The organism is Ligilactobacillus sp. Marseille-Q7487, assembly GCF_949152225.1.
Classification (GTDB): domain Bacteria; phylum Bacillota; class Bacilli; order Lactobacillales; family Lactobacillaceae; genus Ligilactobacillus.
Genome location: NZ_CASCJC010000001.1, coordinates 344,085 through 370,199, shown reverse-complemented (window position 1 = coordinate 370,199; position 26,115 = coordinate 344,085). Strand labels below are relative to the sequence as shown.

General features: G+C 38.8%; 36 protein-coding genes. 9 read left to right on the top strand and 27 right to left on the bottom strand.

The window, feature by feature from the left end:
• From QM017_RS01770 to QM017_RS01760, 3 genes are all read right to left on the bottom strand, one after another.
• Complete coding sequence (locus QM017_RS01770) at window positions 1-696, bottom strand: response regulator transcription factor (protein ID WP_282708670.1); 696 nt, start codon at window positions 694-696, stop codon at window positions 1-3.
• A complete protein-coding gene (locus QM017_RS01765) occupies window positions 686-1,498 on the bottom strand; it encodes a HAMP domain-containing sensor histidine kinase (RefSeq protein WP_282708669.1) in 813 nt (270 codons plus the stop codon). The genes QM017_RS01770 and QM017_RS01765 overlap by 11 nt, the downstream gene beginning before the upstream one ends.
• Window positions 1,499-1,573: 75 nt before the next feature.
• On the bottom strand, window positions 1,574-2,152 hold the full coding sequence (locus QM017_RS01760; RefSeq protein WP_282708668.1) for a hypothetical protein: 579 nt from the start codon (window positions 2,150-2,152) through the stop codon (window positions 1,574-1,576).
• Between the two features lie 109 nt (window positions 2,153-2,261).
• Between QM017_RS01760 and QM017_RS01755 the strand changes: the two genes are divergently transcribed.
• From QM017_RS01755 to QM017_RS01745, 3 genes are all read left to right on the top strand, one after another.
• A complete protein-coding gene (locus QM017_RS01755; RefSeq protein WP_349238455.1) occupies window positions 2,262-3,176 on the top strand; it encodes a DUF4822 domain-containing protein in 915 nt (304 codons plus the stop codon).
• A 145-nt stretch (window positions 3,177-3,321) separates the two neighbouring features.
• Complete coding sequence (locus tag QM017_RS01750; protein WP_282708667.1) at window positions 3,322-5,205, top strand: glycoside hydrolase family 2 TIM barrel-domain containing protein; 1,884 nt, start codon at window positions 3,322-3,324, stop codon at window positions 5,203-5,205.
• A complete protein-coding gene (locus tag QM017_RS01745; protein ID WP_282708666.1) occupies window positions 5,183-6,142 on the top strand; it encodes a beta-galactosidase small subunit in 960 nt (319 codons plus the stop codon). Before QM017_RS01750 ends, QM017_RS01745 begins: the two co-directional genes overlap by 23 nt.
• A gap of 637 nt (window positions 6,143-6,779) precedes the next feature.
• On the opposite strand, the gene QM017_RS01740 is transcribed toward QM017_RS01745, so the two are convergent.
• The 5 genes from QM017_RS01740 to QM017_RS01720 form a co-directional block, all read right to left on the bottom strand.
• The gene (locus QM017_RS01740; protein ID WP_282708665.1) at window positions 6,780-6,947 is read right to left on the bottom strand and encodes a bacteriocin immunity protein; all 168 of its coding nucleotides are present in this window, start codon (window positions 6,945-6,947) and stop codon (window positions 6,780-6,782) included.
• Between the two features lie 336 nt (window positions 6,948-7,283).
• A complete protein-coding gene (locus tag QM017_RS01735) occupies window positions 7,284-7,568 on the bottom strand; it encodes a hypothetical protein (protein WP_282708664.1) in 285 nt (94 codons plus the stop codon).
• A 27-nt stretch (window positions 7,569-7,595) separates the two neighbouring features.
• Window positions 7,596-7,856 carry a type II toxin-antitoxin system RelB/DinJ family antitoxin gene (locus tag QM017_RS01730; protein WP_178198301.1) on the bottom strand — a complete coding sequence of 87 codons (261 nt, stop codon included), beginning with the start codon at window positions 7,854-7,856 and terminating at the stop codon, window positions 7,596-7,598.
• A gap of 541 nt (window positions 7,857-8,397) precedes the next feature.
• Window positions 8,398-8,613: a hypothetical protein gene (locus tag QM017_RS01725; protein WP_033918655.1), complete on the bottom strand. Its 216-nt coding sequence runs from the start codon at window positions 8,611-8,613 to the stop codon at window positions 8,398-8,400.
• Window positions 8,614-8,744: 131 nt separating this feature from the next.
• Window positions 8,745-9,704 carry an IS30 family transposase gene (locus tag QM017_RS01720; RefSeq protein WP_033918654.1) on the bottom strand — a complete coding sequence of 320 codons (960 nt, stop codon included), beginning with the start codon at window positions 9,702-9,704 and terminating at the stop codon, window positions 8,745-8,747.
• Between the two features lie 202 nt (window positions 9,705-9,906).
• On the opposite strand from QM017_RS01720, the gene QM017_RS01715 reads away from it, so the two are divergent.
• The 6 genes from QM017_RS01715 (at window position 9,907) to QM017_RS01690 (ending at window position 14,364) form a co-directional block, all read left to right on the top strand.
• Complete coding sequence (locus QM017_RS01715) at window positions 9,907-10,266, top strand: DUF1304 domain-containing protein (RefSeq protein ID WP_033918653.1); 360 nt, start codon at window positions 9,907-9,909, stop codon at window positions 10,264-10,266.
• 156 nt (window positions 10,267-10,422) lie between these two features.
• On the top strand, window positions 10,423-10,710 hold the full coding sequence (locus QM017_RS01710; RefSeq protein WP_282708662.1) for a hypothetical protein: 288 nt from the start codon (window positions 10,423-10,425) through the stop codon (window positions 10,708-10,710).
• 539 nt (window positions 10,711-11,249) lie between these two features.
• Complete coding sequence (locus tag QM017_RS01705) at window positions 11,250-11,762, top strand: hypothetical protein (RefSeq protein WP_137598938.1); 513 nt, start codon at window positions 11,250-11,252, stop codon at window positions 11,760-11,762.
• Window positions 11,737-12,768, top strand: a complete 1,032-nt coding sequence (locus tag QM017_RS01700) for a replication initiation factor domain-containing protein (protein ID WP_282708661.1) — start codon at window positions 11,737-11,739, stop codon at window positions 12,766-12,768. The genes QM017_RS01705 and QM017_RS01700 overlap by 26 nt, the downstream gene beginning before the upstream one ends.
• A 16-nt stretch (window positions 12,769-12,784) precedes the next feature.
• Window positions 12,785-13,060, top strand: a complete 276-nt coding sequence (locus QM017_RS01695) for a helix-turn-helix domain-containing protein (RefSeq protein ID WP_048603186.1) — start codon at window positions 12,785-12,787, stop codon at window positions 13,058-13,060.
• A 68-nt stretch (window positions 13,061-13,128) separates the two neighbouring features.
• On the top strand, window positions 13,129-14,364 hold the full coding sequence (locus QM017_RS01690; RefSeq protein ID WP_137598940.1) for a site-specific integrase: 1,236 nt from the start codon (window positions 13,129-13,131) through the stop codon (window positions 14,362-14,364).
• A 174-nt stretch (window positions 14,365-14,538) separates the two neighbouring features.
• On the opposite strand, the gene rpsI is transcribed toward QM017_RS01690, so the two are convergent.
• The 19 genes from rpsI to rplF all read right to left on the bottom strand — a co-directional run bounded on the left by rpsI (window position 14,539) and on the right by rplF (window position 26,107).
• A complete protein-coding gene (gene rpsI, locus QM017_RS01685) occupies window positions 14,539-14,931 on the bottom strand; it encodes a 30S ribosomal protein S9 (protein WP_178198302.1) in 393 nt (130 codons plus the stop codon).
• A gap of 13 nt (window positions 14,932-14,944) precedes the next feature.
• Entirely contained in the window at window positions 14,945-15,388 is a 444-nt protein-coding gene (gene rplM / locus QM017_RS01680; protein WP_178198303.1) for a 50S ribosomal protein L13, read from the bottom strand.
• A gap of 118 nt (window positions 15,389-15,506) precedes the next feature.
• Window positions 15,507-16,292 carry a tRNA pseudouridine(38-40) synthase TruA gene (gene truA / locus QM017_RS01675; protein ID WP_178198304.1) on the bottom strand — a complete coding sequence of 262 codons (786 nt, stop codon included), beginning with the start codon at window positions 16,290-16,292 and terminating at the stop codon, window positions 15,507-15,509.
• A 14-nt stretch (window positions 16,293-16,306) separates the two neighbouring features.
• Window positions 16,307-17,101, bottom strand: coding sequence for an energy-coupling factor transporter transmembrane component T (locus QM017_RS01670; RefSeq protein WP_282708660.1), 795 nt, complete (start codon window positions 17,099-17,101; stop codon window positions 16,307-16,309).
• Window positions 17,098-17,964, bottom strand: a complete 867-nt coding sequence (locus tag QM017_RS01665; protein WP_178198319.1) for an energy-coupling factor ABC transporter ATP-binding protein — start codon at window positions 17,962-17,964, stop codon at window positions 17,098-17,100. The genes QM017_RS01670 and QM017_RS01665 overlap by 4 nt, the downstream gene beginning before the upstream one ends.
• The gene (locus tag QM017_RS01660; RefSeq protein ID WP_178198306.1) at window positions 17,940-18,776 is read right to left on the bottom strand and encodes an energy-coupling factor ABC transporter ATP-binding protein; all 837 of its coding nucleotides are present in this window, start codon (window positions 18,774-18,776) and stop codon (window positions 17,940-17,942) included. Before QM017_RS01660 ends, QM017_RS01665 begins: the two co-directional genes overlap by 25 nt.
• A gap of 295 nt (window positions 18,777-19,071) precedes the next feature.
• On the bottom strand, window positions 19,072-19,455 hold the full coding sequence (gene rplQ / locus QM017_RS01655) for a 50S ribosomal protein L17 (protein WP_282708659.1): 384 nt from the start codon (window positions 19,453-19,455) through the stop codon (window positions 19,072-19,074).
• A gap of 29 nt (window positions 19,456-19,484) precedes the next feature.
• On the bottom strand, window positions 19,485-20,429 hold the full coding sequence (locus tag QM017_RS01650) for a DNA-directed RNA polymerase subunit alpha (protein ID WP_178198308.1): 945 nt from the start codon (window positions 20,427-20,429) through the stop codon (window positions 19,485-19,487).
• 84 nt (window positions 20,430-20,513) lie between these two features.
• Entirely contained in the window at window positions 20,514-20,900 is a 387-nt protein-coding gene (rpsK, locus tag QM017_RS01645) for a 30S ribosomal protein S11 (protein WP_178198309.1), read from the bottom strand.
• A gap of 29 nt (window positions 20,901-20,929) precedes the next feature.
• A complete protein-coding gene (rpsM, locus tag QM017_RS01640; RefSeq protein ID WP_178198310.1) occupies window positions 20,930-21,295 on the bottom strand; it encodes a 30S ribosomal protein S13 in 366 nt (121 codons plus the stop codon).
• 25 nt (window positions 21,296-21,320) lie between these two features.
• On the bottom strand, window positions 21,321-21,434 hold the full coding sequence (gene rpmJ / locus QM017_RS01635) for a 50S ribosomal protein L36 (protein ID WP_003696792.1): 114 nt from the start codon (window positions 21,432-21,434) through the stop codon (window positions 21,321-21,323).
• A 34-nt stretch (window positions 21,435-21,468) separates the two neighbouring features.
• Window positions 21,469-21,687: a translation initiation factor IF-1 gene (infA, locus tag QM017_RS01630; protein ID WP_178198311.1), complete on the bottom strand. Its 219-nt coding sequence runs from the start codon at window positions 21,685-21,687 to the stop codon at window positions 21,469-21,471.
• 211 nt (window positions 21,688-21,898) lie between these two features.
• Complete coding sequence (locus QM017_RS01625) at window positions 21,899-22,558, bottom strand: adenylate kinase (protein WP_178198312.1); 660 nt, start codon at window positions 22,556-22,558, stop codon at window positions 21,899-21,901.
• 118 nt (window positions 22,559-22,676) lie between these two features.
• Complete coding sequence (gene secY / locus QM017_RS01620; RefSeq protein WP_178198313.1) at window positions 22,677-23,972, bottom strand: preprotein translocase subunit SecY; 1,296 nt, start codon at window positions 23,970-23,972, stop codon at window positions 22,677-22,679.
• A 4-nt stretch (window positions 23,973-23,976) separates the two neighbouring features.
• Window positions 23,977-24,411 carry a 50S ribosomal protein L15 gene (gene rplO, locus QM017_RS01615; protein WP_178198314.1) on the bottom strand — a complete coding sequence of 145 codons (435 nt, stop codon included), beginning with the start codon at window positions 24,409-24,411 and terminating at the stop codon, window positions 23,977-23,979.
• Between the two features lie 34 nt (window positions 24,412-24,445).
• The gene (gene rpmD / locus QM017_RS01610; protein WP_003696799.1) at window positions 24,446-24,628 is read right to left on the bottom strand and encodes a 50S ribosomal protein L30; all 183 of its coding nucleotides are present in this window, start codon (window positions 24,626-24,628) and stop codon (window positions 24,446-24,448) included.
• A 13-nt stretch (window positions 24,629-24,641) separates the two neighbouring features.
• Complete coding sequence (rpsE, locus tag QM017_RS01605; RefSeq protein ID WP_178198315.1) at window positions 24,642-25,142, bottom strand: 30S ribosomal protein S5; 501 nt, start codon at window positions 25,140-25,142, stop codon at window positions 24,642-24,644.
• A gap of 21 nt (window positions 25,143-25,163) precedes the next feature.
• The gene (gene rplR / locus QM017_RS01600; RefSeq protein ID WP_282708651.1) at window positions 25,164-25,529 is read right to left on the bottom strand and encodes a 50S ribosomal protein L18; all 366 of its coding nucleotides are present in this window, start codon (window positions 25,527-25,529) and stop codon (window positions 25,164-25,166) included.
• Window positions 25,530-25,570: 41 nt separating this feature from the next.
• Window positions 25,571-26,107: a 50S ribosomal protein L6 gene (gene rplF, locus QM017_RS01595; protein WP_282708649.1), complete on the bottom strand. Its 537-nt coding sequence runs from the start codon at window positions 26,105-26,107 to the stop codon at window positions 25,571-25,573.
• Window positions 26,108-26,115 lie beyond the last annotated feature (8 nt).

Below are 26,115 nucleotides of genomic sequence, written 5' to 3'. Positions count from 1 at the left end.
TCACACCTCTTTATTAAAACGATAGCCACTGCCCCACAAGGTTTCGATTGGCCCTTCATTTAAGCCTGCTTGCCTTAACTTTGCACGAATCCGTTTGATATGCACGACCACGGTCGACACTTCTGTATCCAACGAATCCATCCCCCAGACTTGTTCGAATAATTGTTCTTTTTGCCAGACCCGATTAGGATGTTGCATCAAAAAGACCAGCAATTGATATTCCTTAGTCGTTAAGGTGATTTCTTTTTCTAAAACAAAAACCTTATGGGCCGCTAGCTCTATTTTAAGTTCCTTATTTTCTAAAATGGGGGCACTAACAGCTGTAGTAACGCTGCGATAACGCGTGATATGCGCTTTGACACGCGCCACTAATTCATTTGGACTAAATGGTTTGCTTAAATAATCATTAGCTCCTAGCCCTAGTCCACGCACCTTATCGATATCTTCTTTTTTAGCCGAAACAATCATGATTGGCGTTTGTTTTTGTTGGCGAATTTGCCGACAGATTTCAAAGCCATCAAGCCCTGGCAACATGACATCAACAATAATCAGATCAAATTCTTGTTTTAAAGCCAAATTCAAGCCACTTTGCCCATCGTTTACCAATTCAACGGTAAAACCATTAATCTCTAAATAATCACGTTGCAGTTGCGCAATGCTTGTATCGTCTTCAATTATTAATACTTTAGCGTTCATCTGTCCCCTCCTTTTTTACTAACGGCAAATAAATACTTACCGTCGTTCCAACATGTAATTGGCTGGTTAACTCTACTTTTCCTTGTTGCTTATCAATAATTTGTTTGACAATGCTTAAACCTAGCCCGCTGCCCTTGATACTGCGTGCCTTATCTACTCGATAAAATCTTTCAAAAACATAGTCCAACTCTTCTTTAGCAATTCCTATGCCGTTATCACTAAAATCTAGGCGCGCCAACTTATCAGCCCGGCTTAATTTCACCGTAATGCAGCACTTTTCTTTGGTAGGATCTGCAAATTTCAAGCTATTTTGTAACAAATTAGTCAAGACGCGCTTCAATTGAAAAGCATCCCCTAAGATATTCAATGGTTGAGCTAAGATTACCAATCGTAGTTCAAAATCTTGCTCCTTTGCGGCTTGCGTCAGCGTTTGTTTGACGAGTTCACTCAAATCGAGTTTCTTTAATTTTAACGACATTTCACCACTATCAAGCTTAGTATACAAAAACAATTCCTCTAATAACTCATTTAAACTCAAGCTCTTGGCATGAATGACTTCTAAATAGTGTCGTTGCTTTTGCGGGGTGTTGGCCACTCCATCAAGCAAACCTTCGACATAACCGATGATTGAAGTCATCGGCGTTTTTAAGTCATGCGAGATATTGGCCAGCAATTCTTTTTTCTTTTGTTCCGATTGTTCTTGTTGTCTAGCCGCTGCTTGTAATTCATACCACGATTGATTAAAACTTTCTTGGAGTTGTTTGACTTCATAAGAAACTTTTTGTTTAGGCGCAAATTCCAAGGGCCGAAACTCTTGGCTGGCCCGTCCGAGTTGTTCTAGCGGCGTAATCGTTGATTTTTGTAAGCGCCGGTTTAATCACCAGGCCGCCCAAATTCCTAAGGCAATAATCGTGATAATCACCCAGATGCCCCAGCGCGTAAAAAACTCAAACAAATTACTTTCACGCTTCAAAATAAAAATGCTCCCCTTACTTTGGTCGGGATAACGAAAGTCAAATTTCAAGTAGCGATACAGTCGCCCAGCATTATCTAAAGTTCCGGTCGGATGCAGATTATTTAATTCATAAGCCGGTGCATGGACATACAAAGATTTTTCCACCAATTCCGGTGAATAATATGAAAAATGATTCTGCTTGCGTAACGCCACCAACAAACCTTTTTGCTCGATTTCAGCCAATTTTTCTTGTAATTTAGCCGCCTGAGGATCTACTAAAATTGTCGGCGTTTGTTGCGCTAACTTAACTAGTTCAGCATAACTTTTTTCTTCTTTAGGACTTATATCACGCTGTTGCGTTAACATTTTATAGGCTTGTGTCAATGTTGGCACCTTACCTAAAGTTGTATATGAGCTTAAAGCTAAAATTCCCACAATTGATGTTAACGTGATTATAATTGCCCCTACATACGTCAACAAAAACCGCCGTTTAATCGTCATTTTACTCCCCCTATAACTCATTATTCATTTTTTGTTCATTTTTTAGCCAGTTCAAGTTTATTTTAACCTGTTATGCTAAATGTATCAAAAATAAAGGGATGGGATAAAAATGAAAAAATATTTTTTAACATTTATTACACTTTTAAGTGTCGTTGGCTTATTTTTGACATTTGGTACGGATAAAATTCAAGCCAAAAAAACACTGACTCAAGGTCAAAAAAAGACCAACATTTTAACAAGTACAGCTTGGCAAGGAACTAAGGTTTATGACAAGCAACACCACGATTTAACCAAAGAAAATCAAGAATTTATCGGCCTGGACAAATACGACAAGGTCAGCGGTCGTTACGAATTTTTCGACAAGAAGACCAAACAAGCGCGCGGTGATGCTGGCATCTTCTTTATAACTGCCGATGGTAAGAAACGCATCTTGATTTCACAAACCAAAAACTATCAAGCCGTCGTTGATTTGACCAAAGTTTCGGCTAAGAAGTTCACCTACAAGCGGATGGGCAAAGATCAAAACGGGCAACCTACCGAAGTTTTTGTCGAACACGTGCCTTACACCAAAACCAAGCTGAAATTTAGCACACCAAAAGAAAAATTAACCGCTAAAACCGGTAAGATTGTAAAAAAGACTGACGGTGCTGCTTTATTGGCTAAAACACTCTGGCAAGGCCAAAAAGTTGTCGATCAAGATGGCAATGATGTGACCGCACAAAACCAACAATTCATCAGCTTGGCTAAGTTTGATGCTAAAACCAACAAGTATGAATTTTTCAACCCACAAACCGGTCAATCTAAAGGCGACTTCGGCTACTTTGCAGTCCTTGCTAACAACAAGATTCGTGCCCATGTTTCTTTAGGTCAAAACAAATATGGTGCAGTCTTAGAATTAACCGAATTTAATCCACAAAAATTTACTTATAAACGAATGGGTACCGGGCTTGATGGCCAACCAACAACCGTTTATGTAGAACATGTTCCTTACAAAGGTGATTTTGCACCTGAATTTAGTTTCTAAAGACAAAAGCCTCTTTTTATAGAGGATTTTTTGTTATGCTAAACAAAAAGAACTTGACAAACCCATCCAAAAGAATGTATACACTAAGTATGGCTAAAACCGTTTTCTTTTAGCCGATTTCTCGCATCGAAAGAAGGTATCTTACATGGAAGCTAACTTACAATGGCTAGATGATCCGCAAGTGTTTCGGGTCAATCAACTGCCTGCCCACAGTGACCATAGCTGGTATGCTACTAAACAAGAAGTAACTGAGGGCTCATCGCTTAGCCAATCATTAAACGGTCTGTGGGATTTTTATTATGCTCAAAATTACCGCACTTATCCTACTGGTTTTGAACAACCTGATTTTGCATTAACTGACTTTACACAAATAACCGTTCCCCAGCATATCGAAATGGCTGGTTTCAATAAACTTCACTACATCAACACGATGTATCCTTGGGAAGGTCATGAATTCAGACGGCCTCCTTTTACCAGCCAAAACCAAGTAACTTTATTTGCGCAAGCTTTAGATAATCATATCGGCTGTTATCGCAAAGAGTTTACCTTAAAACAATCCTGGCGCACTAAAAATGTGCTTATTCGCTTTGAAGGGGTCGAACAAGCCTTTTATCTCTGGTTAAATGGTCACTTCATCGGTTATGCCGAAGATTCGTTTACCCCAAGCGAATTTGATTTAACGTCTTATCTTAATTATGATGGGGCCAATCATTTAGCCGTGGCGGTTTATCAAAGAAGTACGGCCGCTTACCTTGAAGATCAAGACTTCTTTAGATTCTTTGGGATTTTTCGTAACGTCAGCTTGCTAGCATTTGGTCAAAACCATCTCGCTGACTTATGGCTAAAACCAACTGTCAATTCCGATTATCGCAGCGGGCGACTTAGCGCACAACTCAAGTTTGACAACATCACACCAAATGCCGTCGTAAAAGCTAGCGTCCTTACGCCAGCCGGCCAGCTTTTAACACAACTTACCCAAGGTCTCGCTAAAGAAACGACCCTTGACTTTGGCGAATTTAGCGATATCTTGCTTTGGGATCATTATCAGCCTAATCTTTATAAGCTTCAATTAGAGATGCTCACCGCAGACCAGACACTTTGCGAATACAGCGAATATGACTTTGGTTTTCGCGAAATTTGTCTAAAAGATAAAGTGATGTATCTAAACGGGAAGCGGCTGATCATCAATGGTGTCAACCGCCACGAATGGCATCCCACCAAAGGCCGCGCGATTGATTTAGCCGATATGCAAGCTGATTTGGAAACTATCAAGCAAGCTAATATCAACGGTGTCCGCACATCGCATTATCCTAACCAAATTCCATGGTATTTCTTATGCGACCAAGCCGGCATCCATTTGATGGCAGAAACTAACCTTGAAACGCACGGTACCTGGCAAAAACCTGTCGGCATCGAGCCTTCTTATAATGTTCCGGGAAATATTTCACAGTGGTTTGGTGCCGTGTTAGATCGTGCTAAAACCAACTTTGAAACCTTTAAAAATCATCCAAGTATCCTCTTTTGGTCATTAGGCAATGAATCTTATGCCCAAGAAGGCTTACGCTTGATGAATGAGTATTTCAAACAAGTCGATCCTTCACGCTTAGTGCATTATGAAGGTAACTTCAACAATCCTGAATTTGAAGATTGCATCTCAGACATCAAGAGTTGTATGTATGCTCATCCTGCAGCTATCGAAGAATATCTGACGACTAAGGCTAAAAAACCGTTTATCTTGTGCGAATACATGCATGACATGGGGAACTCTTTAGGCGGGATGAATGATTATATGCAACTACTCGATAAATACGAAATGTATCAAGGTGGCTATATTTGGGACTTTAAAGACCAAGCGATCTTCGTTAAAGATGAAATCACCGGACAAGATGTTTTACGTTACGGTGGTGACTTTGACGATCGGCCAAGTGACTATGAATTTTCTGGTAACGGGATCGTCTTTGCCGATGGACAAGCTAAACCAGCAATGCAGGAGGTCAAGTACTACTATGGAAAATACCGCAACTACTAATAAACTTAGCCTTATCTTTGGCGATTACACGCTTGGAGTTAAGGCCAAAGATACTCATTATATCTTTTCTTATGTGAAAGGCGGCCTCGAATCTTTAAACAAAGGCGGCAAAGAATGGCTTTATCGGGAAGTTAAACCCGTTTTTTGGCGTGCTATGACCGATAATGACCGTGGCTGTGGCTTTGATTTTCAGTCTAACATGTGGTTAGGCGCCAGTTTGAAACAAAAGCTAAGCAAAACAACGGTCACAATCGATGGACAATCAATTCAATTGCCCACAGCCCCTACTAACAATCGCTACAGTAACGCTGAAACAGCTGAGGAGATAACCATCTCTTTTACATTAGCAATCAATACAGTGCCTCAAACAAGCGTTGTTATCAGCTATACGATTAATGCTCAAGCTGAAATGAAAGTCAGCATGCACTACTTTGGTCAAGCAGGCTTACCCGAATTACCTGCACTCGGAGTGCGTTTCATCATGCCTACACCCGCTAAATACTTTGAATACGAAGGACTGAGCGGTGAAACTTATCCCGATCGTTTAGCCGGTGGCATCCCTGGCACTTATCGTATCGCAGGCTTGCCAGTCACCCCTTATCTAGTTCCGCAAGAATGTGGCATGCATATGCAAAGCAAAGCTGTAAAAATCGTGCGTGAGCAAACTTTAAATAATGCCGATCAAACAAAAAATGAATTTAGCTTAGAAATCTTGCAAGATCAAGCACCATTTGCTTTTTCAGCGCTTCCTTATAAAGCCGAAGAACTCGAATTTGCAACGCACCAAGAAGAACTCCCGCCTGCTCGGCGCACCGTTTTATGCGTCTACGCTAAAGTCCGCGGTGTCGGGGGGATTGATAGTTGGGGAACCGATGTCACAGCTCCTTATCGTATCGATGCAACTAAAGACTATGAAGTAAGTTTTATCGTTAAATAATACTATTGAGATGGCGTCTTAAGGCGTCATCTTTTTTGATTTTTAGCATGTTAAGTACTTTTTAAAGAATTGATACGTACTATTTTTTTAATTTAATAATGATTAAAAAATTCAGATATGTCGTGACGTTTAATGTTAACAACTACATGTAGTTAAGCTTGTTTAGTTTTCCATAACGTAACTTTTTAGGGAGAAAACTTTATACGCTTTATAATTTTAGCGTTAATTTTATTACTAGGTTTTATAATTTCAAAAGTCTTTAGAAATCATCCTTTGCTTGTAAAATTAAGAAAAAAGCGTGGGAGTTTTATATTATTTGTAACCTTAAGTTGTATGTTTGTCATGCAAAATTTTCAAGCACTTTATCTGCCTTTTGTCTTGTTACTTACTTTGGGCTTTTTTTATTTCATAAAAGATGCTTAAGGTACTTTTAGTTTGTAATCAAAAAGAAAGCCTACGAAAAAATTTTTTCATAGACTTTCTTTTTTAGTTTTCATTGAAATCATTTTATTATATTTTTAATATTCCTAGGCTCCAAGCTAGGTTTATTTGACCATAATGAGCAATTTTTTGATAAAATTCCCCCACTGCTGGACTCATTTTTTCTTCTTTAAGATAAACTCTTAATAGCTAATTGCTATAATTTCTGCGATACATTTAATAATTCTTTTGGAAAATAAGCATTTTTAGCTCCCATTTGGTTTTTAAAATCCGCCAAAATTTCGCGTTCTTCAGGCCGCGTATTAATATCTAAAATCAAATTGCAAACATCATTCATAATATTTTCTTGGTTTACTTTTGACATTGAAATTTCCCCTAATATTTTAATCACCTATAAAAAATCTAACAACAACCGCTATCCCCAATTTTTAAATATATTTCTTCTAACTAGTCATCAATAATTTCCCTAAAATTGATTACTTAAATTATATATGAGTCGCTAATTAAAAATAATATTTTTTATTTTATCTCCTCAAATTAGTATTATAAATAGTAAAAAAGCCCTCCTCACTGGAAAACTCCAGTAAAGAGAACTCAAAGATTAAAATTTGGGAATTTTATCAATTTAAATTGATGAAAAGTTCATATCCTTAGCTTAACTGGTTATCTTTTTCATATATTAATGAAAATTTATAAGTTTTCAAAACCAACTAGAATCGACAGCACCTTGTAAAGTAAGTGGTCCATTCTTTGTTTCTAAGTTAAAATCTTTCGAACCTAATCCTGTAATTTCTTTAAACTCCTCTTCAAATACTGCAGGATCTTTGTAAGGGTCATCATTATTTTTCAACGTCAAAACATAATGTTTATCTTTCGGATTACTCCAGATTCCTAGACTGTTTAAAGAAGACAAATCTAAACTTGGAATATCAGAAGATAATACTATTTTATACTGTCGTCTATACAAAACGTCATTCAACTTCATCAAATACCTCCTTTTACTAATAATTTTTTACTCTTCATTTAACCACGCTTCGATTTCTTCGTAAGTATTTAATCTTTCTACTGGTATTTTCTCTGTTAGTTTAGAAAATCTAATATCTTCTTCCTCTGCTGTTAATAGTAACTCTGTTGGCAAAGTTCCCCTAACTACTATTTTTCTATATAACATCTTGATAACTTCTTCTGGTGTGAGTCCTTGCTTGGCTAAAATTTCTTCTGCTTCCGCTTTTAACTGATCGCTTACTGTTACTTGAATATTTTTTTCGTTCATTATACATCACCTCAAAAGCTTTTCTTCTTATAGATTATAGCAAAAGAGATGCTACAATAACTAAAAATAATCCTGTAGTATCGTTTATTTCCATAATTTATAAACTAAGTTTCTTTTACGGTTATCAGCTATACCAATGACGATATTGTTACCTATCCAGAACTATGTCATTACCAAAATCATTACCAAAAAACAAAAAAAGCACTTCTTGAAAACAAGAAGTGCTTTAAATCGTTGATATAACAACGATTAACGCTTACTAAATTGTGAAGCTTTACGAGCTTTCTTAAGACCTGGTTTTGCTTATAAATAACACAAATCGATTGTTTATCGTTTAATCTAAAGGGTTTTATAGATTTTTTAAAAATCTTTATATCAATCAATTTCAACTGATTTCAAGCAACTCGCACATCAAAACGTACATCAAAAAAATACGCAAACCAGAACAAGACTACTCAACATAAATAACAAATCAACAATTATTTATATTTGACATATCGTACCTAGGAATATCTACTGTCACCGTGAACAACATCATATCTCATTCGCGTTCAAATTCAGACGAGCGATATTTCTCAATGACTATTTTTAATATCTCAATAATTTCAATATTTCCATCTACATATTCTTCTACTAATTTCATCGTATCTTCGGAAGGCATTGCTGCATCTAATGCTGAGTATGCCAAAGCAGTATCTCGAAGTTTTTCTCGCTCAATTTTCGTGGTGTATTTTATATAATGTTCGTCATCATTCATACCCTACGACTCCTTAGAGGTTGCTTACTAATAAAATGCTGATACAAAGCGACTTCATATCAATTTTTTCTGTATAAAAGTACTCCTTTTTGATTACATAGTAGTTTAAAGTAATTAAAGCTTCTCAAATGTCAAATTAAGCTAGACAAATCGTCCTGACGCACATGACTCAAAAATACTTCCAATGGTGTCTTGTAATGCAGTGATTTTCTGGGAATATGGTTTCTTTTAGAAGCGACACTCTGAATGAATGATTCGGGGACTTCTCTGAAGTCCATTGACTTAGGAAGCCCATCTTTACGAAGCAACCCGTTTGAATGTTCGTTCAGCCCGCGTTGGGAAGGAGTTCCGGGATAAGCAAAAAAGATCTCGATATCATTAGTATTGCTGATCGATTTCCAGTTGGAAAACTCTTTGCCACAATCAAAAGTGATGGTCTTGAAAAGGTGTGGTGGAAAAGTTTGAAACCAATGATTCAATGTAAGTTCAATGTCTTTTGCCTGTCTACCAGCGGGTTTTAAGGTAATGATTGCTTTGGATAGGCGCTCCACTAGCGTAATCACAGCACTTTTGTGCTTCACTCCAACAATTGTGTCACCTTCAAGGTGACCGAATTCTTCATCGAAATTCTGATAGCGGGCGTTTCTTTCGTGAATCGTTCTTTTGTAAGCTTGCTTACCACGTTTCTCTTGGTGTCCATTGGGTTTACGCTTCCCTTTCATTGGCAAATCCAAAATATTGAACTCATTGTTTTTGAACTTCCGATACAAAGTGCGCGCCGAGCAATCAATTATTTTCTCGCCACGACCGATGAGCACATCTGGTGGCCACCCTTGATTGACCATCTTTTGAATGTATCTTGTTTGATCATCAGGCAAGACAATGGGGCGTCTGCCGCAGCGGGATTTGTTTTGCTTGTATTGTTTGTAGTAATCCAGCGCATTCTTTCCCTGTTCCAATGCGTGATAGACATTGTAGATCGTTTGTCGAGAGCGTTTTAGAAGTCCCGCGACTTTGGAAGCGGGTTGGTGTATATGGAAATAAGACTCTATCAATACGAGTTCGTCTGGTGTAAGATGGGTGTAGGCCATTTGTGCTCACTCCTTATAATTCTTTCGACGGAACTATTTTGAGTGTAGCACAAATGGCTTTTTTCAACTGTCTAGCTTAATTTTACAATCGGCGAGTTCAATCCCTTAGATTAAATTGGTGGTTACAAGATATTTTACAACTCACTTAAAATAACGTATAGTTGGATAGTAATCAAAAGAAATAGTTAAGAAAGGAGAAAGAATGTCAATTTTATCAACAGTATTGATTGTTTTAGTAGCTTTGGAATTTTTCTATATACTATATTTAGAAACGTTTGCTACAACTTCAGACGCTACAAGTCGAGTATTTAACATGACAAAAGAAGAGTTGAAAAGCAAAGCTTTAAACACGCTTTTTAAAAATCAGGGGATTTATAATGGTTTGATTGGTGTGGGGTTATTATACAGTGTTTTTCTGTCAAGTAATCCAATAGAAATTAGTAGATTACTATTAATTTATATTATTTTAGTGGCATTATATGGCAGTATTACAAGTGATAAAAAAATTATTCTAACCCAAGGTGGTTTAGCAATTTTAGCACTCATTTCAACCTTCTTTTAAAGAAAAAAGCAAAACCACAATCAATTAAGGTTGTGGTTTTTGTTTACCTTGTTTTAATTGAACAGTATTATACTTTTCTTTGTTCAAATAACTTTGAAAATACAAGTTATCTGCATTATCATAATCTGATTTGTCATTAGAGAGATAATCTTATCGATGATTATTATGTTTTCTGGTTTTAAGTTCTACTTTCAGTTTTATAGTGATGAGAATAAAGAAATTAATCTAAATAATGTTGCAGATATTTCCTATCTTTCAGGAGATGGTGTAGAAATTAACACTCTTGAGGGTGAAAAAATTCAAGTTAACAGCTACTTAGATATAGTAAGATATTCAATTTCACATCCTGACTCTAAGTACGATAGCGAAGTTCGAAAAACAGTTGTTACGAAGAAAAACATTGAAGAAATAATTCAAAAAGACAAAAAATATAGTAAGAAGTAAAAAGATTTTTTCTAACTAAATCCAATCAATCTCGCAACGTTTCTCCCCCCGCTAGTAACACGGGGGTACCAAACTCATTGGAAATCCCTCTGATGGTTGCTACAAAAGGCTTCACGAGCATTCTTCAAAGATTCGATTTTTGTCAAAATTAGCTAAATAAAAAACCAAAAGACGTGTGAACGGACCGGCTGCCAGCGGCAGAGCCGAGTTCGTTTACACGTCTTTTTTGTGTTTTATCAAAAAAGAAACTTTTTCGAAATGAGGCGATTAAGGAGCAAATAGTTTAAGAATCTCTTACAAGTTAATTCAATTGCCTGTTGTTTCGAAAAATTGCCCTACTCAGATTGTAGTAGTAATGGAAGAGAAATCATCCATAAAGAAAATTATGAGAAATTCCACATTTTTTGGAAAATAGGGGGTTCCAAATTGTTCTTGTTAGTGAAGGGAGGAAATTTTATGCAACTGATTCGTGCACCCACTCTACTTTGTTTCAACCAATTAAAACAAAGACTAAATTCAAAATCAAAGGAGAAATACACATGTCAAAAAAATTAATGATCCAAAAAGGAACCAGTATCTCACTCAACGATTCAGAAACTGTCAATCTAGCCAGTCTACGTTTCGATCTCAAACAATTCAAACTCCCGCAACGTTTTGTTGTAGCCAAAAGTGATATTCAAATGCGGATGGAACGTGAACAGAACCATGTGGGCGAACGTGTAGAAACCGGGCTAATGACCCTCACCTTCAAAGTCTATGATCGGGCTTTTGTCGAACTGGTTCTGAATAACGGCGGAACAGAACTCGGCTCCCCGATTACCATTGTGGTCGAGCATCAAGAAGAATTACCCATTTTAGATAACTATGAAGACGGCGAGTTGATTCCCATTCGTTTTAATGGTTTAAATGTCTATCCCCGAAAAATTCAGAAAAAGTCATTTGTGGGAGAAGGTCAACCAATGATTGACACCTGGCAATTTGCAGCATTGAAAATCAGTGCCACCTCCTATCAACTAGGAGAAGTGAATGAACCAAACACACCGGCAAAGTAACGAATGTCTGATCGATTTTCTGCGTTTTTCATTACCGGATGCTTCGATGGAAAAAGTTGCGGACTTACTGGGAATTGCCCTTTCTGACTTTACTTCAGAAAAGAAAGGGAGTCCTTTTCCCACTTACGATTCTCACTATTCCTTTGCAGATATTATCATTCACCAAAGTGACCACCACCACAATCTCTTAGTAAACTTATCGGGTCAAGGGTGTCGCCAATACGAAGAATATATGTCTAGTGTGGAGGGTTGGCATTGGCAGAAATTCTTAGCCACCATTTTAAAAGCCAAAGGAACCATTACTCGTGCCGACTTGGCAATGGATTTATTTGACGGCTCCTCTCCTCCTGTATCTACTTTGCAAAAATACGTGAGGAACGGCCAACTCAGCTCTCAAAGCCGCCACTTTCGGGAAGTAAACAGTGGGCAACTACAGGAAGGCATTCTGACTGGTCATACGCTTTACATTGGCGCTCAGCCACAACTACTGCGGATTTATGACAAAAAGCAAGAAATACGCGATAAAACGGGAGAAATTGCCCAAGTCAACGAGTGGGTTCGCTGGGAATTGGAGTTAACCGATCAAAAAGCTCGGCAAGCCGTAAAAAAGCTTGCGAAAGGAATACCACTCAATACGGTAATTCGTGGCATTTTAGCTTCCCACTACAGCTTCAAGACCAAACCCAAAGGCCCCGTCAACTATCACAACAAAGCTCGTTGGCCGAACATGAAATGGTGGGATAAATTTGTGGGGGGTATTCCCAAAATCCCCTTACGTGTAGTTCGTGAAAAGCCAACCTTTTCCAAGAAGAAAGCATGGTTAGAAAATGCCACTTCGAAATCGCTCGCCATGATTTATGAAGCTTTTCTACAAGCCTATGGCCCAGAACAAGCAGAAGTTTATTTGAGAGAATTACTAGCCAAAAGAAAAGAAAAATTCACGGAAACAGATCAGACCTTTATCGAACAAAAAATACTGGAATTGGAAAATGAAGATTCTTACTAGAGAAAGGAGGTTACCTATGCACGAAGTTCAATTTTTACTGAACGATGAGCAGATGAAACAGCTAGGAAATAGTGTTTACACACTTCTTCTAAACAATGTGAATCAAGTACGACAAGATACTGCGATCGACAAACGCTATTTAACCAAGAAAGAAACTTGCCAATATCTCCATATTGCGAACAACACTTTGGATAAATGGGTCGAACAAGGACTGCCAAAAATCACGATTCAAGGTGTTGTGCGTTTTGATCGGCAAGCTATAGACGAATGGCTCCATTGCTATACTCGCTAGAAGCGGTTTATAATCAGAACGTAGTCATTCCTACGTTCTGGTTTGCGTATAAGAAAGTAGGAAGGAACATGGCAATTACTAAACTGAAAAACAACCACTACAAATTGGAGGTGTTTTACCCCAAGGAGGTGCGACAAATTCTAGGTGTCACTACCGAACGCTACCGCAAAACATTTAGGACGAAAAAAGAAGCGGAACAAGCTGAAAAAGACCTGTCTCAAAAAATTCAACGTGTGCTTAATGAAAAGAGTGCTCGTTCATTTGAATTAAACGGGCATATCAAATTCAAAGAGTTTTATGAAACAGTTTGGTTGGATATGTATATCGCTGGTTCTACTGGACGATCTAGGCAAATACCAACTGCCACAACCATTAGCAATACGAAAGATGTCTTCCGTCTTCATATTCTACCGATGTTTGGTGAATATTCCATCAAGTTCTTAAACGACAATAAAGACTTTGTGCTTCGTGCTTTGATGAAAAAGTCCCAAATTTATGCCAATATCAAAATCATCAAAAGTTACGTCAACCAGATTTTTGATATTGCGGAGCTATTAGAGTATATCGAATACAATCGGATTGAAAAAGTGATTCGGTATGTGGGTGATCCTAAGAAACAGCAACTAAAGGCGGAACGTCAGCTAAACGGTGAAGCACTGACAGCCGAAGAATTGATTGATTGGCTAGACGCAGCGAATGAGGATTACAGCAATGGTTCTCTAATCATGCAAGACTATGTTCTCTTGATGCTAACGTTGAACCTAGGGGACCGCAAGAGCGAATCCTATGCCCTTCAGTGGAAGCATATTGATTTTGAAAATGGTTATGTCAGTTTGATTCAAAGTAAGGATAAGTTTGGCAATTTAAAATCCACAAAAGGGCGCAAAGCCACGAAGTTCAAGATTCCGACATTCCTTATTAAACTATTGAAAGAATGGAAGCAAAAACAAAAGGAAGAACTGCTACAGTTGGGCATTAAACAGACGAAAGAACAATTTCTTTTCACTTATGCCAATCGAAGTGGCGAAGTAAATATTCCGGTTCATGTGGATTACTTAAATTATCGGCTAAAATCCATTCGCCGAAGACATGAGGAACTGGTTCAGACAAACCCTCACAAACTACGCCATACCTTTAGTACGTTAGCTCGTGAAGGCGGTGCAACAATGGCGCAAATTTCTCAAGCCTTAACCCATTCGGATATCAAAACGACAGAAATATACGTTAATACCCCAAATGTTGTCGATCTTTCCACTTATGAAAAATTCGAGAAACGCCTAGATGAAGCTCGAAAAGCAAAATAAATAACTATTTAAAATAACAATCAAACAAACTAAAAAGAACGATTATATAGTGTCCGACCTAGGTCTTAAAAACAGCCAATTCAAAATCTCGTACATTTTTTCGTACCTAAGCGTACAAAAAAAGACACTTCCCCAAAATCGGAAAGTGCCAGAAACGTTGATATATAAAGGATATTAACGCTTAGAGAATTGTGAAGCTTTACGAGCTTTCTTAAGACCTGGTTTTTTACGTTCTTTCATACGTGCATCACGAGTTAATAAGCCTGCACGCTTCAAAACACCACGGAAATCAGGATCTACTTCAAGCAAAGCACGTGCAATACCGTGACGAGTTGCACCAGCTTGACCGGAGAAGCCGCCACCGTTTACGTTAACTAAAACATCATATTGATCCTTTGTTTCAGTTACAACAAATGGTTGAACCATAACTTCACGTAAGTTTGCAAATGGAATGTATTCTTCTGCAGGTTTGCCGTTCATCACGATCTTACCTGTACCCGGTACTAAGCGAACACGAGCAACAGAGTTTTTACGGCGACCTGTGCCTCTATATTGAACTTGAGCCAATTTCGATCTCCTCCTAGATTAAGTTTGTGATATCCAATACTTCTGGTTGTTGAGCTGCATGTTTGTGATCTGCACCACGGTAAACATGTAACTTCTTAGCTTGTTGACGACCAAGAGTACCCTTTGGTAGCATGCCTTTTACGGACATTGCAATCAATTTTTCAGGGTCATTTTCACGGTAGTCACCAGCTGTACGAGCTTTCAAACCACCTGGATGATTGGAATGATGGTAGTAGATCTTATCTGTAGCTTTGCGACCTGTCAAAGCAACCTTTTCCGCGTTGATGACGATAACAAAATCACCTGTATCAACGTTTGGTGTAAATGTTGGTTTATTCTTGCCGCGTAAGATAGATGCAACTGTTGCTGAAAGACGTCCCAAAGGAATATCTGTAGCATCAACTACATACCATTTACGTTCTACTTCGCCTGGTTTTGCAATATATGTTGTACGCACGTTTAATTTCCTCCATTTTTATATGCATGTTTGACAAACAATAAGATTTAACGGGGCTTACTGTGGGGCAAACAATACCAAATACTATATTACGATTTTTCTAGCAAATAGTCAATTACTATTCCTGAAATTCTTCGACTTTTTGTGACAGATCACCGTAATAAACTTCTTTTAAATATAGGCCACTGGCCGGGGCAGTTTGGCGTGCTTGATTCCGATCGCGCACCTCGTATAAACGCAAGAAATCATGGACATCACGCCGTCCATTGCCAATCTCTAACAAAACTGCCACCATGATTCTGACTTGATTATACAAAAAACCATTGCCACAAAATTCAAAGATTATCTCATCATTTTCTTTATCTTCTCGCACAGTCGCTTCATAAATCGTCCGAACGTGATTTTTAGCTTGACTACCTGAGGCCACAAAGCTTGAAAAATCATGGGTCCCCACCACATCAGGTAAAGCTTCTTCGATTCGTTTTACGTCGAGTGGATATTTGTAATGTCCGGTGTAAAGACGCTTAAAAGGATTCGTATACCAGCCCCGACTCACGCGATACATGTAGCGTTTTGAATGTGCAGCATATCTACAATGAAAATCAGCTGGCACGATCTGACAGTCGACTACCTCACAATCAAGCGGTAAGATGCTGTTTAAGCCTCTTAGCATTCCTTGTGCTGAGATATCATGCGGAAAATCAAAATGCACGACCTGCCCTAAAGCATGCACCCCGGCATCGGTTCTTCCCGAACCATAGATCGTAATATATTCATCTTCTTTGCTCATCTTGTTGACGGCCTTTTCTAAAACCGATTGCACCGTACGTTGCTTTGGTTGAGCTTGAAAGCCCGCAAAATTTGAGCCATCATAGGCGAGCGTTATCATATAACGTTTCGTCATCTGTTATTCCTTTCTTATTTTCGTAACCAAACTAATAAGACGGTTACGAGTAAAAATACTATTAGCGCAAATGTGTCTTTAACAGACCAAATCATTTGACGATATTTGGTCCGGCCTGCTCCGCCTTGGTAGCCGCGCGCTTCCATCGCAGTTGCTAAATCTTCTGCCCTGTTAAATGAACTTACAAACAGTGGAATCAATAACGGAATCACAGCTTTAATCTGTTGCAACAAACTTCCTTCGCCAAAATTAACTCCTCGCGAACGTTGGGCGTTCATGATTTTTTCTGTTTCATCCATCAACGTTGGTACAAAGCGCAAGGCAATCGATAACACTAAGGCAATTTCATAAACAGGAACCTTTAATTTATTTAACGGCATCATTAAAGCCTCAATTCCATCTGCAATCTCGAGTGGTGTCGTCGTCAGAGTCAAGAGTGTTGACATGAAAATAATCAAGACAAACCGACAAAATACAAAGACGGCATTTACCAAACCAAAACTCGTGATTCTTAACGGTCCAAATTCCCAATAAACACTGCCACCCGTGGCAAAAAATAACTGCAAAATAACCGTAAACAAGATTAACCAAATCAACGGCTTAAGTCCCTTGATAAAAAAGCCTAGTTTAATCTTAGAAAGCCCTACGCATCCTAACACAAAAGCTAACAAAAAAGTATATGACTGCCAGTTATTGCACAAAAAAACGATCACGATAAAATAAAAACTCAAAAAGATTTTACCGCGTGCATCTAACTTATGCACCAATGAATCGCCATTGATATAGCGTCCTAAAATTAATTTACTCATGCCTTTTTCTCTCCTAAAATCATTTTTGCCAATTGTTTAGCCAACTCTTCGGCGCTAAGCGGTAGTTGGTCTAACGCCAAGCCGTGTTGTTGGAGCTTCCAGGCAAATTGGGTCGTTTGCGGTAAATTCAAGTGGTGCTTGGTTAACCAGCTAGGGTTGCTAAACAATTCTTTAGGAGTCGTATCTGCGATGAGCTGCCCTTTTTCTAAGACGATCACATGGTCGGCATAATCGGCCACATCATTCATCTGATGCGTGACTAAAATAATCGTGAGTTGCTGTTCACGATGCAACTTAGCAAACATTTCCATCATCTCTAAACGACCAACCGGATCTAGCCCGGCCGTTGGTTCATCTAAAATCAAAACCTTTGGCTCCATTGCCAAAACACCTGCAATCGCTACTCTGCGCATCTGTCCGCCTGACAACTCAAATGGTGATTTTTCTAAAACTTCTGCGGGTAATCCCACTAAAGCCGCCTTTTGCTTGGCAATGTCTATTGCCTCTTGTTGGCTTAAACCGAAATTTTTAGGAGCAAAGGCAATATCTTTTAAGACCGTTTCTTCAAACAACTGAGCCTCGGGAAATTGAAAAACAAAGCCCACTTCTTTGCGCAGGGCATTTAGCTCTTTACTTTTGGTTTGCGCATCGATCCGTCTACCATTGACGCTTAAGCTACCGTCTGTTGGCTTTAAAAGCCCGTTTAAATGCTGAAGTAACGTTGATTTGCCACTTCCAGTATGTCCGATGATTGCCGTATAACTGCCTTCTTTAATCTCTAAAGACAACTCTTTTAACGCCACATGTTCAAATGGCGTATTTTTTTGATAGGTATAACTTAATTTTTCAAGACTAATTGACATATCCATTCGACCATTCTTTCTTCATCTAAATACTGCTCTAAAACCTCGACCCCGTTATTTTTCAAGGCTTGCTTTAATTTTTCGGGATACGGCACATCTAAACCAAGCTCGATTAGCTCTTGGCCACGCGCAAAAATCTTAGCCGGTTGATCGTCTGCCACAATCACCCCGTCATCTAACACGATAACTCGATCGGCCAAGGCTGCTTCATCGATATCATGCGTAATCGAAATCACGGTAAAACCTTTTTCTTGGTTGAGCTTACGCATCAAGTCGATAATCTCGTGGCGTCCCTTAGGATCAAGCATACTCGTCGATTCATCAAAAATCACAATTTTAGGCTGTAAGGCCAAGACTCCCGCAATCGCCACCCGTTGTTTTTGGCCACCAGATAAGCGGACCGGTTCGTGTTTGGCAAAAGCTTGCATATCAACCGCTTTTAACGCTTCATTTACGCGTTTAACCATTTCAGAGCGTTCAATCCCTTGGTTTTCTAGGCCAAAGGCAATATCGCCCTCGACATCTGCGCCAACAAATTGATTATCCGGATTTTGAAAGACCATCCCAATCTTTTTTCGAATCTCCCAAACACTTTGCGCATCGAGTAGTTGTCCATCAACAAAGATTTGACCACTTTGCGGCACCAACAACCCGTCAATTGCCTTAGCCAATGTTGATTTGCCACTACCATTATGTCCAATCAAAGCGACCCATTGTCCTGCTTTAATCTGTAAATTAATATTATTTAAGGTTTTTTTAGGTGCTTTAGGATAGCTGAAGCATAAATCCTTGATTTCAATTATTGCACTCATCTCATCTGTACCTTTCCATAGTCTAATAGTTTTATCATACCATATTCAGCTGTCTGATTAACTTAAAATAATAAAAAAGTACTTTTATTTACAAAAAAAGATAGGTATTCACTTACGAATACCTATCTTTTCACTTTATACCCACGATTATTTGAAGATAAAAAAATCACTTTCCATGACGAAGTGTTCCCGTTCCCCGCTGGACACGGTACTTAGGACTAGACTCGGTGTTACCCAACATCGTAACGCCCCGTTATCGCCATGAAAGTGACAATTTTTTTATTTAGCTATTGGATTAGTCTACTAATTCAAGCACAACCATCTTAGCTGCATCGCCGCGACGTTGTTCCATCTTGAGGATACGTGTGTAACCACCGTTACGTTCCTTATAACGAGGAGCTACGTCATCGAATAATTTTTGTAAAGCTGTTTGTACAACAACTTTGTCATCATCTTCTTTAACATCAGCAACAACATCCATCAAGAATGCAGCAGCACGACGACGAGAAGCTAGATCACCTTTTTTACCTAAAGTAATCATTTTTTCAACGAAACGACGTACTTCTTTAGCACGAGTTTCTGTTGTAACGATTTTACCGTTAACAATAACGTCTGTTGTTAAGTTACGTAACATTGATTTACGGTGTGCACTTGTACGACCTAATTTGCGGTAAGCCATGAACAGATTCCCTCCTTTAGTTGAAAATATTAATCATCATGACGTAAGGATAGCCCTAAAGCTTCCAACTTGTTCTTAACTTCTTCTAAAGACTTGCGTCCGAGGTTACGAACCTTCATCATATCAGCTTCGGACTTATTAGTTAATTCTTGTACAGTGTTGATACCCGCTCGCTTCAAGCAGTTGTATGAACGAACAGACAAGTCTAACTCTTCAATCGTCATTTCAAGCATCTTTTCTTTATGAGTTTCTTCTTTTTCAACCATAATTTCAGCATTCTTAGCTTCATCGGTTAAATCAACAAATAAAGTCAAATGTTCAGTCAAGATCTTTGCAGATAAACTGATTGCTTCGCTTGGTGTGATTGAAGCATTTGTCCAAACATCAAGTGTTAATTTGTCATAATCATTTTTTTGACCAACACGTGTTTTTTCTACTTGGTAGTTGACACGTTCGATCGGGGTATAAATAGAGTCGATTGCTAAAACGCCGATTGGCATATCGTCTGCTTTAGCCTTGTTTTCTGTTGCGGAAACATAACCACGACCCTTGTTAGCAGTCATCCGAGCATGGAAAGAAGCTCCTTGAGCTACTGTACAGATGTAAAGATCCGGATTTAGAACCTCAACACCGCTGCCTACTTGAATGTCGCCAGCTGTTACTTCCATAGGACCAGTTACATCAATTTCTAATGTTTGAGCATCTTCAGAATCTAACTTTAAGGCAACCTTCTTCAGATTCAAAATAATAGCTGTTACATCTTCTAAAACGCCTTCCACAGTGGAAAACTCATGCAACACTCCATCAATTTGGACATCTGTAATAGCAGCACCTGGTAAAGAAGATAGCAAAATACGGCGTAAAGAATTGCCCAAAGTTGTACCGTAACCACGTTCTAATGGTTCGATGACAAATTTACCGTAGTTTTCATTTTCTTCAATTTTGTGAATTTTTGGTTTTTCAAATTCGATCATTCTTATCTTTACCCCTTTCAAAACGTAACGTGCAATCTGGTGAAAACATTATGAGTTCTTTCTCAAAATGAAAACTGACCCACATTAAACACGACGGCGTTTTGGAGGACGGCATCCATTATGAGGAACTGGTGTAACATCCTTGATAGATGTAACTTCAAGACCAGTTGTTTGAAGAGCGCGAATTGCTGCTTCACGACCAGAACCTGGGCCTTTAACTGCAACTTCTACAGTCTTCATGCCATGATCCATTGCGCCTTTAGCAGCTGCTTCTGCAGCCATTTGAGCAGCAAATGGAGTAGACTTACGAGAGCCCTTGAAGCCTAAAGCACCTGCTGATGACCATGCTACGGCGTTACCATGAACGTCTGTAATCATAACAAGTGTGTTGTTAAATGTTGAATGAATGTGTGCAACGCCGCTTTCGATATTCTTTTTCACACGACGCTTGCGTGTTTTCTTAACTGCCATGAAATAGCTAACCTCCTTTTACAATAAAATTATTTCTTCTTACCTGCAATTGAAATTGCTGGGCCTTTACGTGTACGAGCGTTGTTCTTGGTATTTTGACCACGAACAGGCAAGTGACGACGGTGACGAAGACCACGGTAAGAGCCAATTTCTGAAAGACGCTTGATATTTAAGGAAACTTCACGACGTAAGTCACCTTCAACTTTGATCTTATCAACAACAGCACGGATCTTATCTTCTTGATCTGCTGTTAAATCGCGAACGCGAACATCTTCAGAAACACCTGCTTCAGCCAAAACTTTCTTAGCTGTGGAATTACCGATTCCGTAAATATAAGTTAATCCGATTACGATACGCTTGTCGCGTGGTAAATCGATACCTGCAATACGAGCCATTACAATTACACCTCCTAATTAATTATTATCCTTGACGTTGTTTGTGCTTAGGGTTATCACAAATAACCATAACGCGACCTTTGCGCTTGATTACTTTGCAATGTTCGCACATTGGTTTAACTGATGGTCTTACTTTCATGAATTATACCTCCTAAATAGTTTTGAAGTACAATCTATTTAAAGCGATAGGTAATGCGACCCTTAGTCAAATCGTAAGGGGACATTTCAACAGTAACCTTGTCTCCGGGCAGAATACGAATATAATTCATGCGGATCTTACCGGAAACGTGTGCTAGAATTTCATGCCCGTTTTCGAGTTCAACTTTGAACATCGCATTTGGCAACGTTTCTTTGATCGTACCCTCAATTTCAATCACATCATCTTTCGCCACGCAAAAGTACCTCCTTAAAAATTGGTTTGAAAACTTTACACGTAAAAATGTGAGAAGCTTTTACGGAGTCCCACCTTTTTCCGCAAGTCCGCTTGTCCTAAAAAAGGGCAAACTGGGCCTATTGAAAAGATAAACCTGAATTATCATACCATAGCCAAGGCGTTTTTACAAGCCTTATTGCTAAAAAATGCTAATTCAGGTTGTTTTTTTATTATTTTAGATTATCTAAGATTGCTTTGACATCTGCAAAAACTTTATCGATATCTTGATTACCATTTACTTCATTTAAAATACCTTTTTGTGCATAAAAATCAAGTAATGGTGTATTCATCTTGATGTTAACATCCAAGCGGTTCTTAACTGTTTCTGGTTTATCATCTTCACGTTGATAAAACTCATGACCACCACAACGATCACAGGTACCTTCTTCTTTAGTTGGATTAAATACCTTGTGATATGTTGCCCCACAATCCCGACAAATATAACGACCTGTTAAACGTTCCATCAATGATTCAGGATCAACATGAATGTTAATCACACCAGCTAATGGTTTGCCTAATTGTGCACCAATTTCTTCTAAAGCTTGTGCTTGCGCCATGTTACGTGGGAAACCATCTAATAAGAAACCATCTTTAACATCATCTTGTGCTAAGCGTTCCTTAACGATTCCGTTAGTAACTTCATCGGGTACCAATTCACCTTTATCGATATATTTCTTAGCTTCTATACCCATTGGAGTTTGATTTTTAATTGCAGCTCTAAAAATATCTCCGGTTGAAATATGTGGAATCTTGTATTCGTCCACGATTTTTTCGGCTTGTGTGCCTTTACCTGCACCAGGTAGTCCCATTAACATGAGATTCATTGCCATAATGAACATCCTCCAAATATTTTATAATAATAACTACTATATTATACCTTAAATTTGCTACAACAACCAAAAAAAGTTGGTTCAAACAACAAATTGTTTAAACCAACTTTCAAAAGTTTTATCTGATAAAACCTACATATTCACGTTTCATCATCATACCGTTAATTTGACGCATTGTTTCTAAGGTTACCCCCACAACAATCAAAAGACTTGTACCACCTAAACCGATGGATTCATCCAAGCCCCAAATTGCTGCAGCTAATAGCGGAATTAAAGCCACTAAACCTAAGAACAAAGAACCTACTGAACTTAAACGCATCAACAAACCTGTTACATACTTTTCAGTTTCTTTACCCGGCCAAACCGAAGGAATATAACTACCTTGTTTTTGTAAGTTTTCAGATAATTTTTCTGGATTAACTTGCACAAAAGCATAGAAGAATGTAAACAAGATAATCAATACAGTATACAATGTCATACCAGGTGCTGTTTGCATGTTAAAAATCTTAGTCATTACTTGATACCAAGTATCTGCACTATGACTTTGTGTAAAGGCCATCAAGATAGCTTGTGGCGTTGCAATAAACGAACTAGCAAAGATAACTGGAATAACCCCAGCTACATTGACCTTCAATGGAAGGTATGAGTTTTCGCTAGCACCGGCTAATCTTCTTGTATATTGAATTGGAATCTTATAGCTTGCTTGTTGTACATAGGTAACAAAGGTTACGATGATTAAGATAATTACAAACAATGCTACACAATACAAGATTGGTTTCCATAATTCAGCAGTTGGTACTCCTAAAAATTGTTCGTTGAAAATCTTATGAATGCCTGTTGGAATACGTGCAACGATTCCGGCCATAATAATCATTGAAATCCCGTTACCTAAACCACGTTCGGTAATCATATCACCAAGCCATGTTGTAAACATCGTACCGGCCGTCAAAATGATACCGATAGTCACGTATGTTTGTACACTTGGATCTTTAACTAAATTCAAACTACTTAAAGTGTTAAAACCAGCAGTGATTCCGATTGATTGTATAAACGCGAGCACGATCGTCAAATATCTTGTCACTTGATTAAGTTTACGACGACCAACTTCCCCTTGCTTGCTCCATTCCACAAAACGTGGCACGATGTCCATTTGTAACAATTGGACAATGATTTGAGCGGTAATGTATGGAGAAACTCCCATCGCAAGAACGGAATAATTTGTTAAACCGCCACCACTAAAAGTATTCAAGATACTAATTAACCCTGAAGATGCAACGCTAGTCAAAGCCTTAGCGTTGATCCCAGGGACGGTGATATAAGTGCCTAAGCGAAATACAATCAAGACACCTAAGGTAAATAAGATTTTTTGACGGATCTCTTTTACAGCAAAGGCATTCTTCATTGTCTTAAGCATCTTATTAAATCACCTCAGCTTGTCCGCCTGCTGCTTCGATAGCAGCCTTTGCAGATGCAGAGAACTTATGAGCTTTCACAACAAGTTTCTTGCTCAATTCACCATTACCCAAAATCTTGATACCGTCTTTTTCATTTTTAACAAGACCAGATTCTACAAGCAATGCTGGTGTTACTTCTGCACCATCTTCAAATTTGTTTAATGTGTCTAGGTTAACAATCGCATATTCTTTGCGGTTGATGTTGTTGAAACCACGTTTTGGCATACGACGGAACAATGGCATTTGTCCACCTTCAAAGCCCAAACGTACTTTGCTACGAGCCTTTTGACCTTTTTGACCACGGCCAGCAGTCTTACCGTTGCCAGATGAAGTACCACGACCAACACGGTTGCGTACTTGGCGTGAACCTTCACTTGGTTTTAATTCATGTAATTTCATCAGGTTGGCACCTCCTTATTAAACTAAATATTGACTATTTAGCCAATTCAACGTCCACTAAATGATTGATTTTTCTGATCACACCACGCATAGCTGCATTGTCAGGAACGACAACAGAGCTGTTTACACGTCCAAGACCTAAGCCTTTAACGATGTCGCGTTGGTTTTGAGGACGTCCAATGACAGAACGAACTAAAGTAACTTTTAAGTTAGCCATGAAATTGTCCTCCTTACTTAGCTAAGTGTTGAACAGTTACGCCACGTAAAGCAGCAACTTGTTCTGCACTCTTCATTTGTGTTAAACCATCCATTGTAGCACGTACAACGTTGATTGGTGTGTTTGAACCTAATGATTTACTTGTCACATCAGCAACACCTGCAAGTTCCATAACGGCACGAACCGCGCCACCAGCAGCAACCCCAGAACCGGCTTCAGCTGGTTTCAACATGATACGACTACCGCTGTATTGACCGATAACTTCGTGAGGAAGTGTTGTTCCAACCATTGGAACTTCGATTAAGTTCTTACGAGCAGCATCAACGGCTTTACGAATAGCTTCTGGAACTTCTTGAGCTTTACCAGTACCAAAACCTACGTGGCCATTGTGGTCACCGACAATCACTAAAGCGGCAAAACGCAAGCGACGTCCACCTTTAACAACTTTTGTGATACGGTTAATCGCAACAACGCGATCTTCTAAATCTAATTGAGCTGGATCAATAAAAGCCATAAACGTTATTTCCTCCTTTTCCTAAAAGTCTAAACCATTTTCGCGTGCAGCTTCAGCTAAAGCTAACACACGTCCATGATAAAGGTATCCACCACGGTCAAATACAACTTCTTTGATACCTTTGTCCAAAGCACGCTTTGCAACAACAGCACCAACTGAAGCAGCTTGTTCAGTTTTTGTGCTGCCGCTTACTTCACTGTCTAAAGTAGAGGCACTAACTAGCGTCACACCCGCTACGTCATCAATAACTTGAGCGTAGATGTTTTTGTTTGAACGATAAACATTTAAGCGTGGGCACTCAGCAGTACCAGAGATTTTACCACGGACACGTGTATGACGTTTTTGACGTGTCTTATTCTTATCTGGTTTTGAAATCACAATTTTCACCTCTTAGATTAATTTTATCAGCGAGTTACGCTGCGTTTTTATTATTTACCAGTCTTACCTTCCTTACGACGAACAAATTCACCAACATAGCGAATACCTTTGCCCTTGTAAGGTTCTGGTGCACGAGTTGCACGAATACGCGCAGCAACGTCACCAACAACTTCTTTGCTGATACCAGAAACGATGATTGATGTTGCAGAAGGTGCTTCAAACTTCACGCCTTCTTCTTCAGCAAATTCAACTGGATGGGAGTAGCCAACGTTTAATACAAGTGTGCTACCCTTCATTTGTGCACGGTAACCAACACCACGAAGTTCAAGTTCTTTCTTGAAGCCTTCAGATACACCAACTACCATGTTATGGAAGTTAGCACGAGTTGTACCATGTAATGCTTTTGTCTTATTATCTTCAGCAGAACGTTCAAATGTTACTTGATTACCTTCTACTTTGATTGCAATCTTGTCAGAGAATTCACGAGTTAATTCGCCTTTAGGACCTTTAACAGTCACTACGTTGCCGTCTTGTTTAACTTCAACGCCAGCAGGCAATTCAACTACTTTAAAACCAATACGACTCACGAGATGGA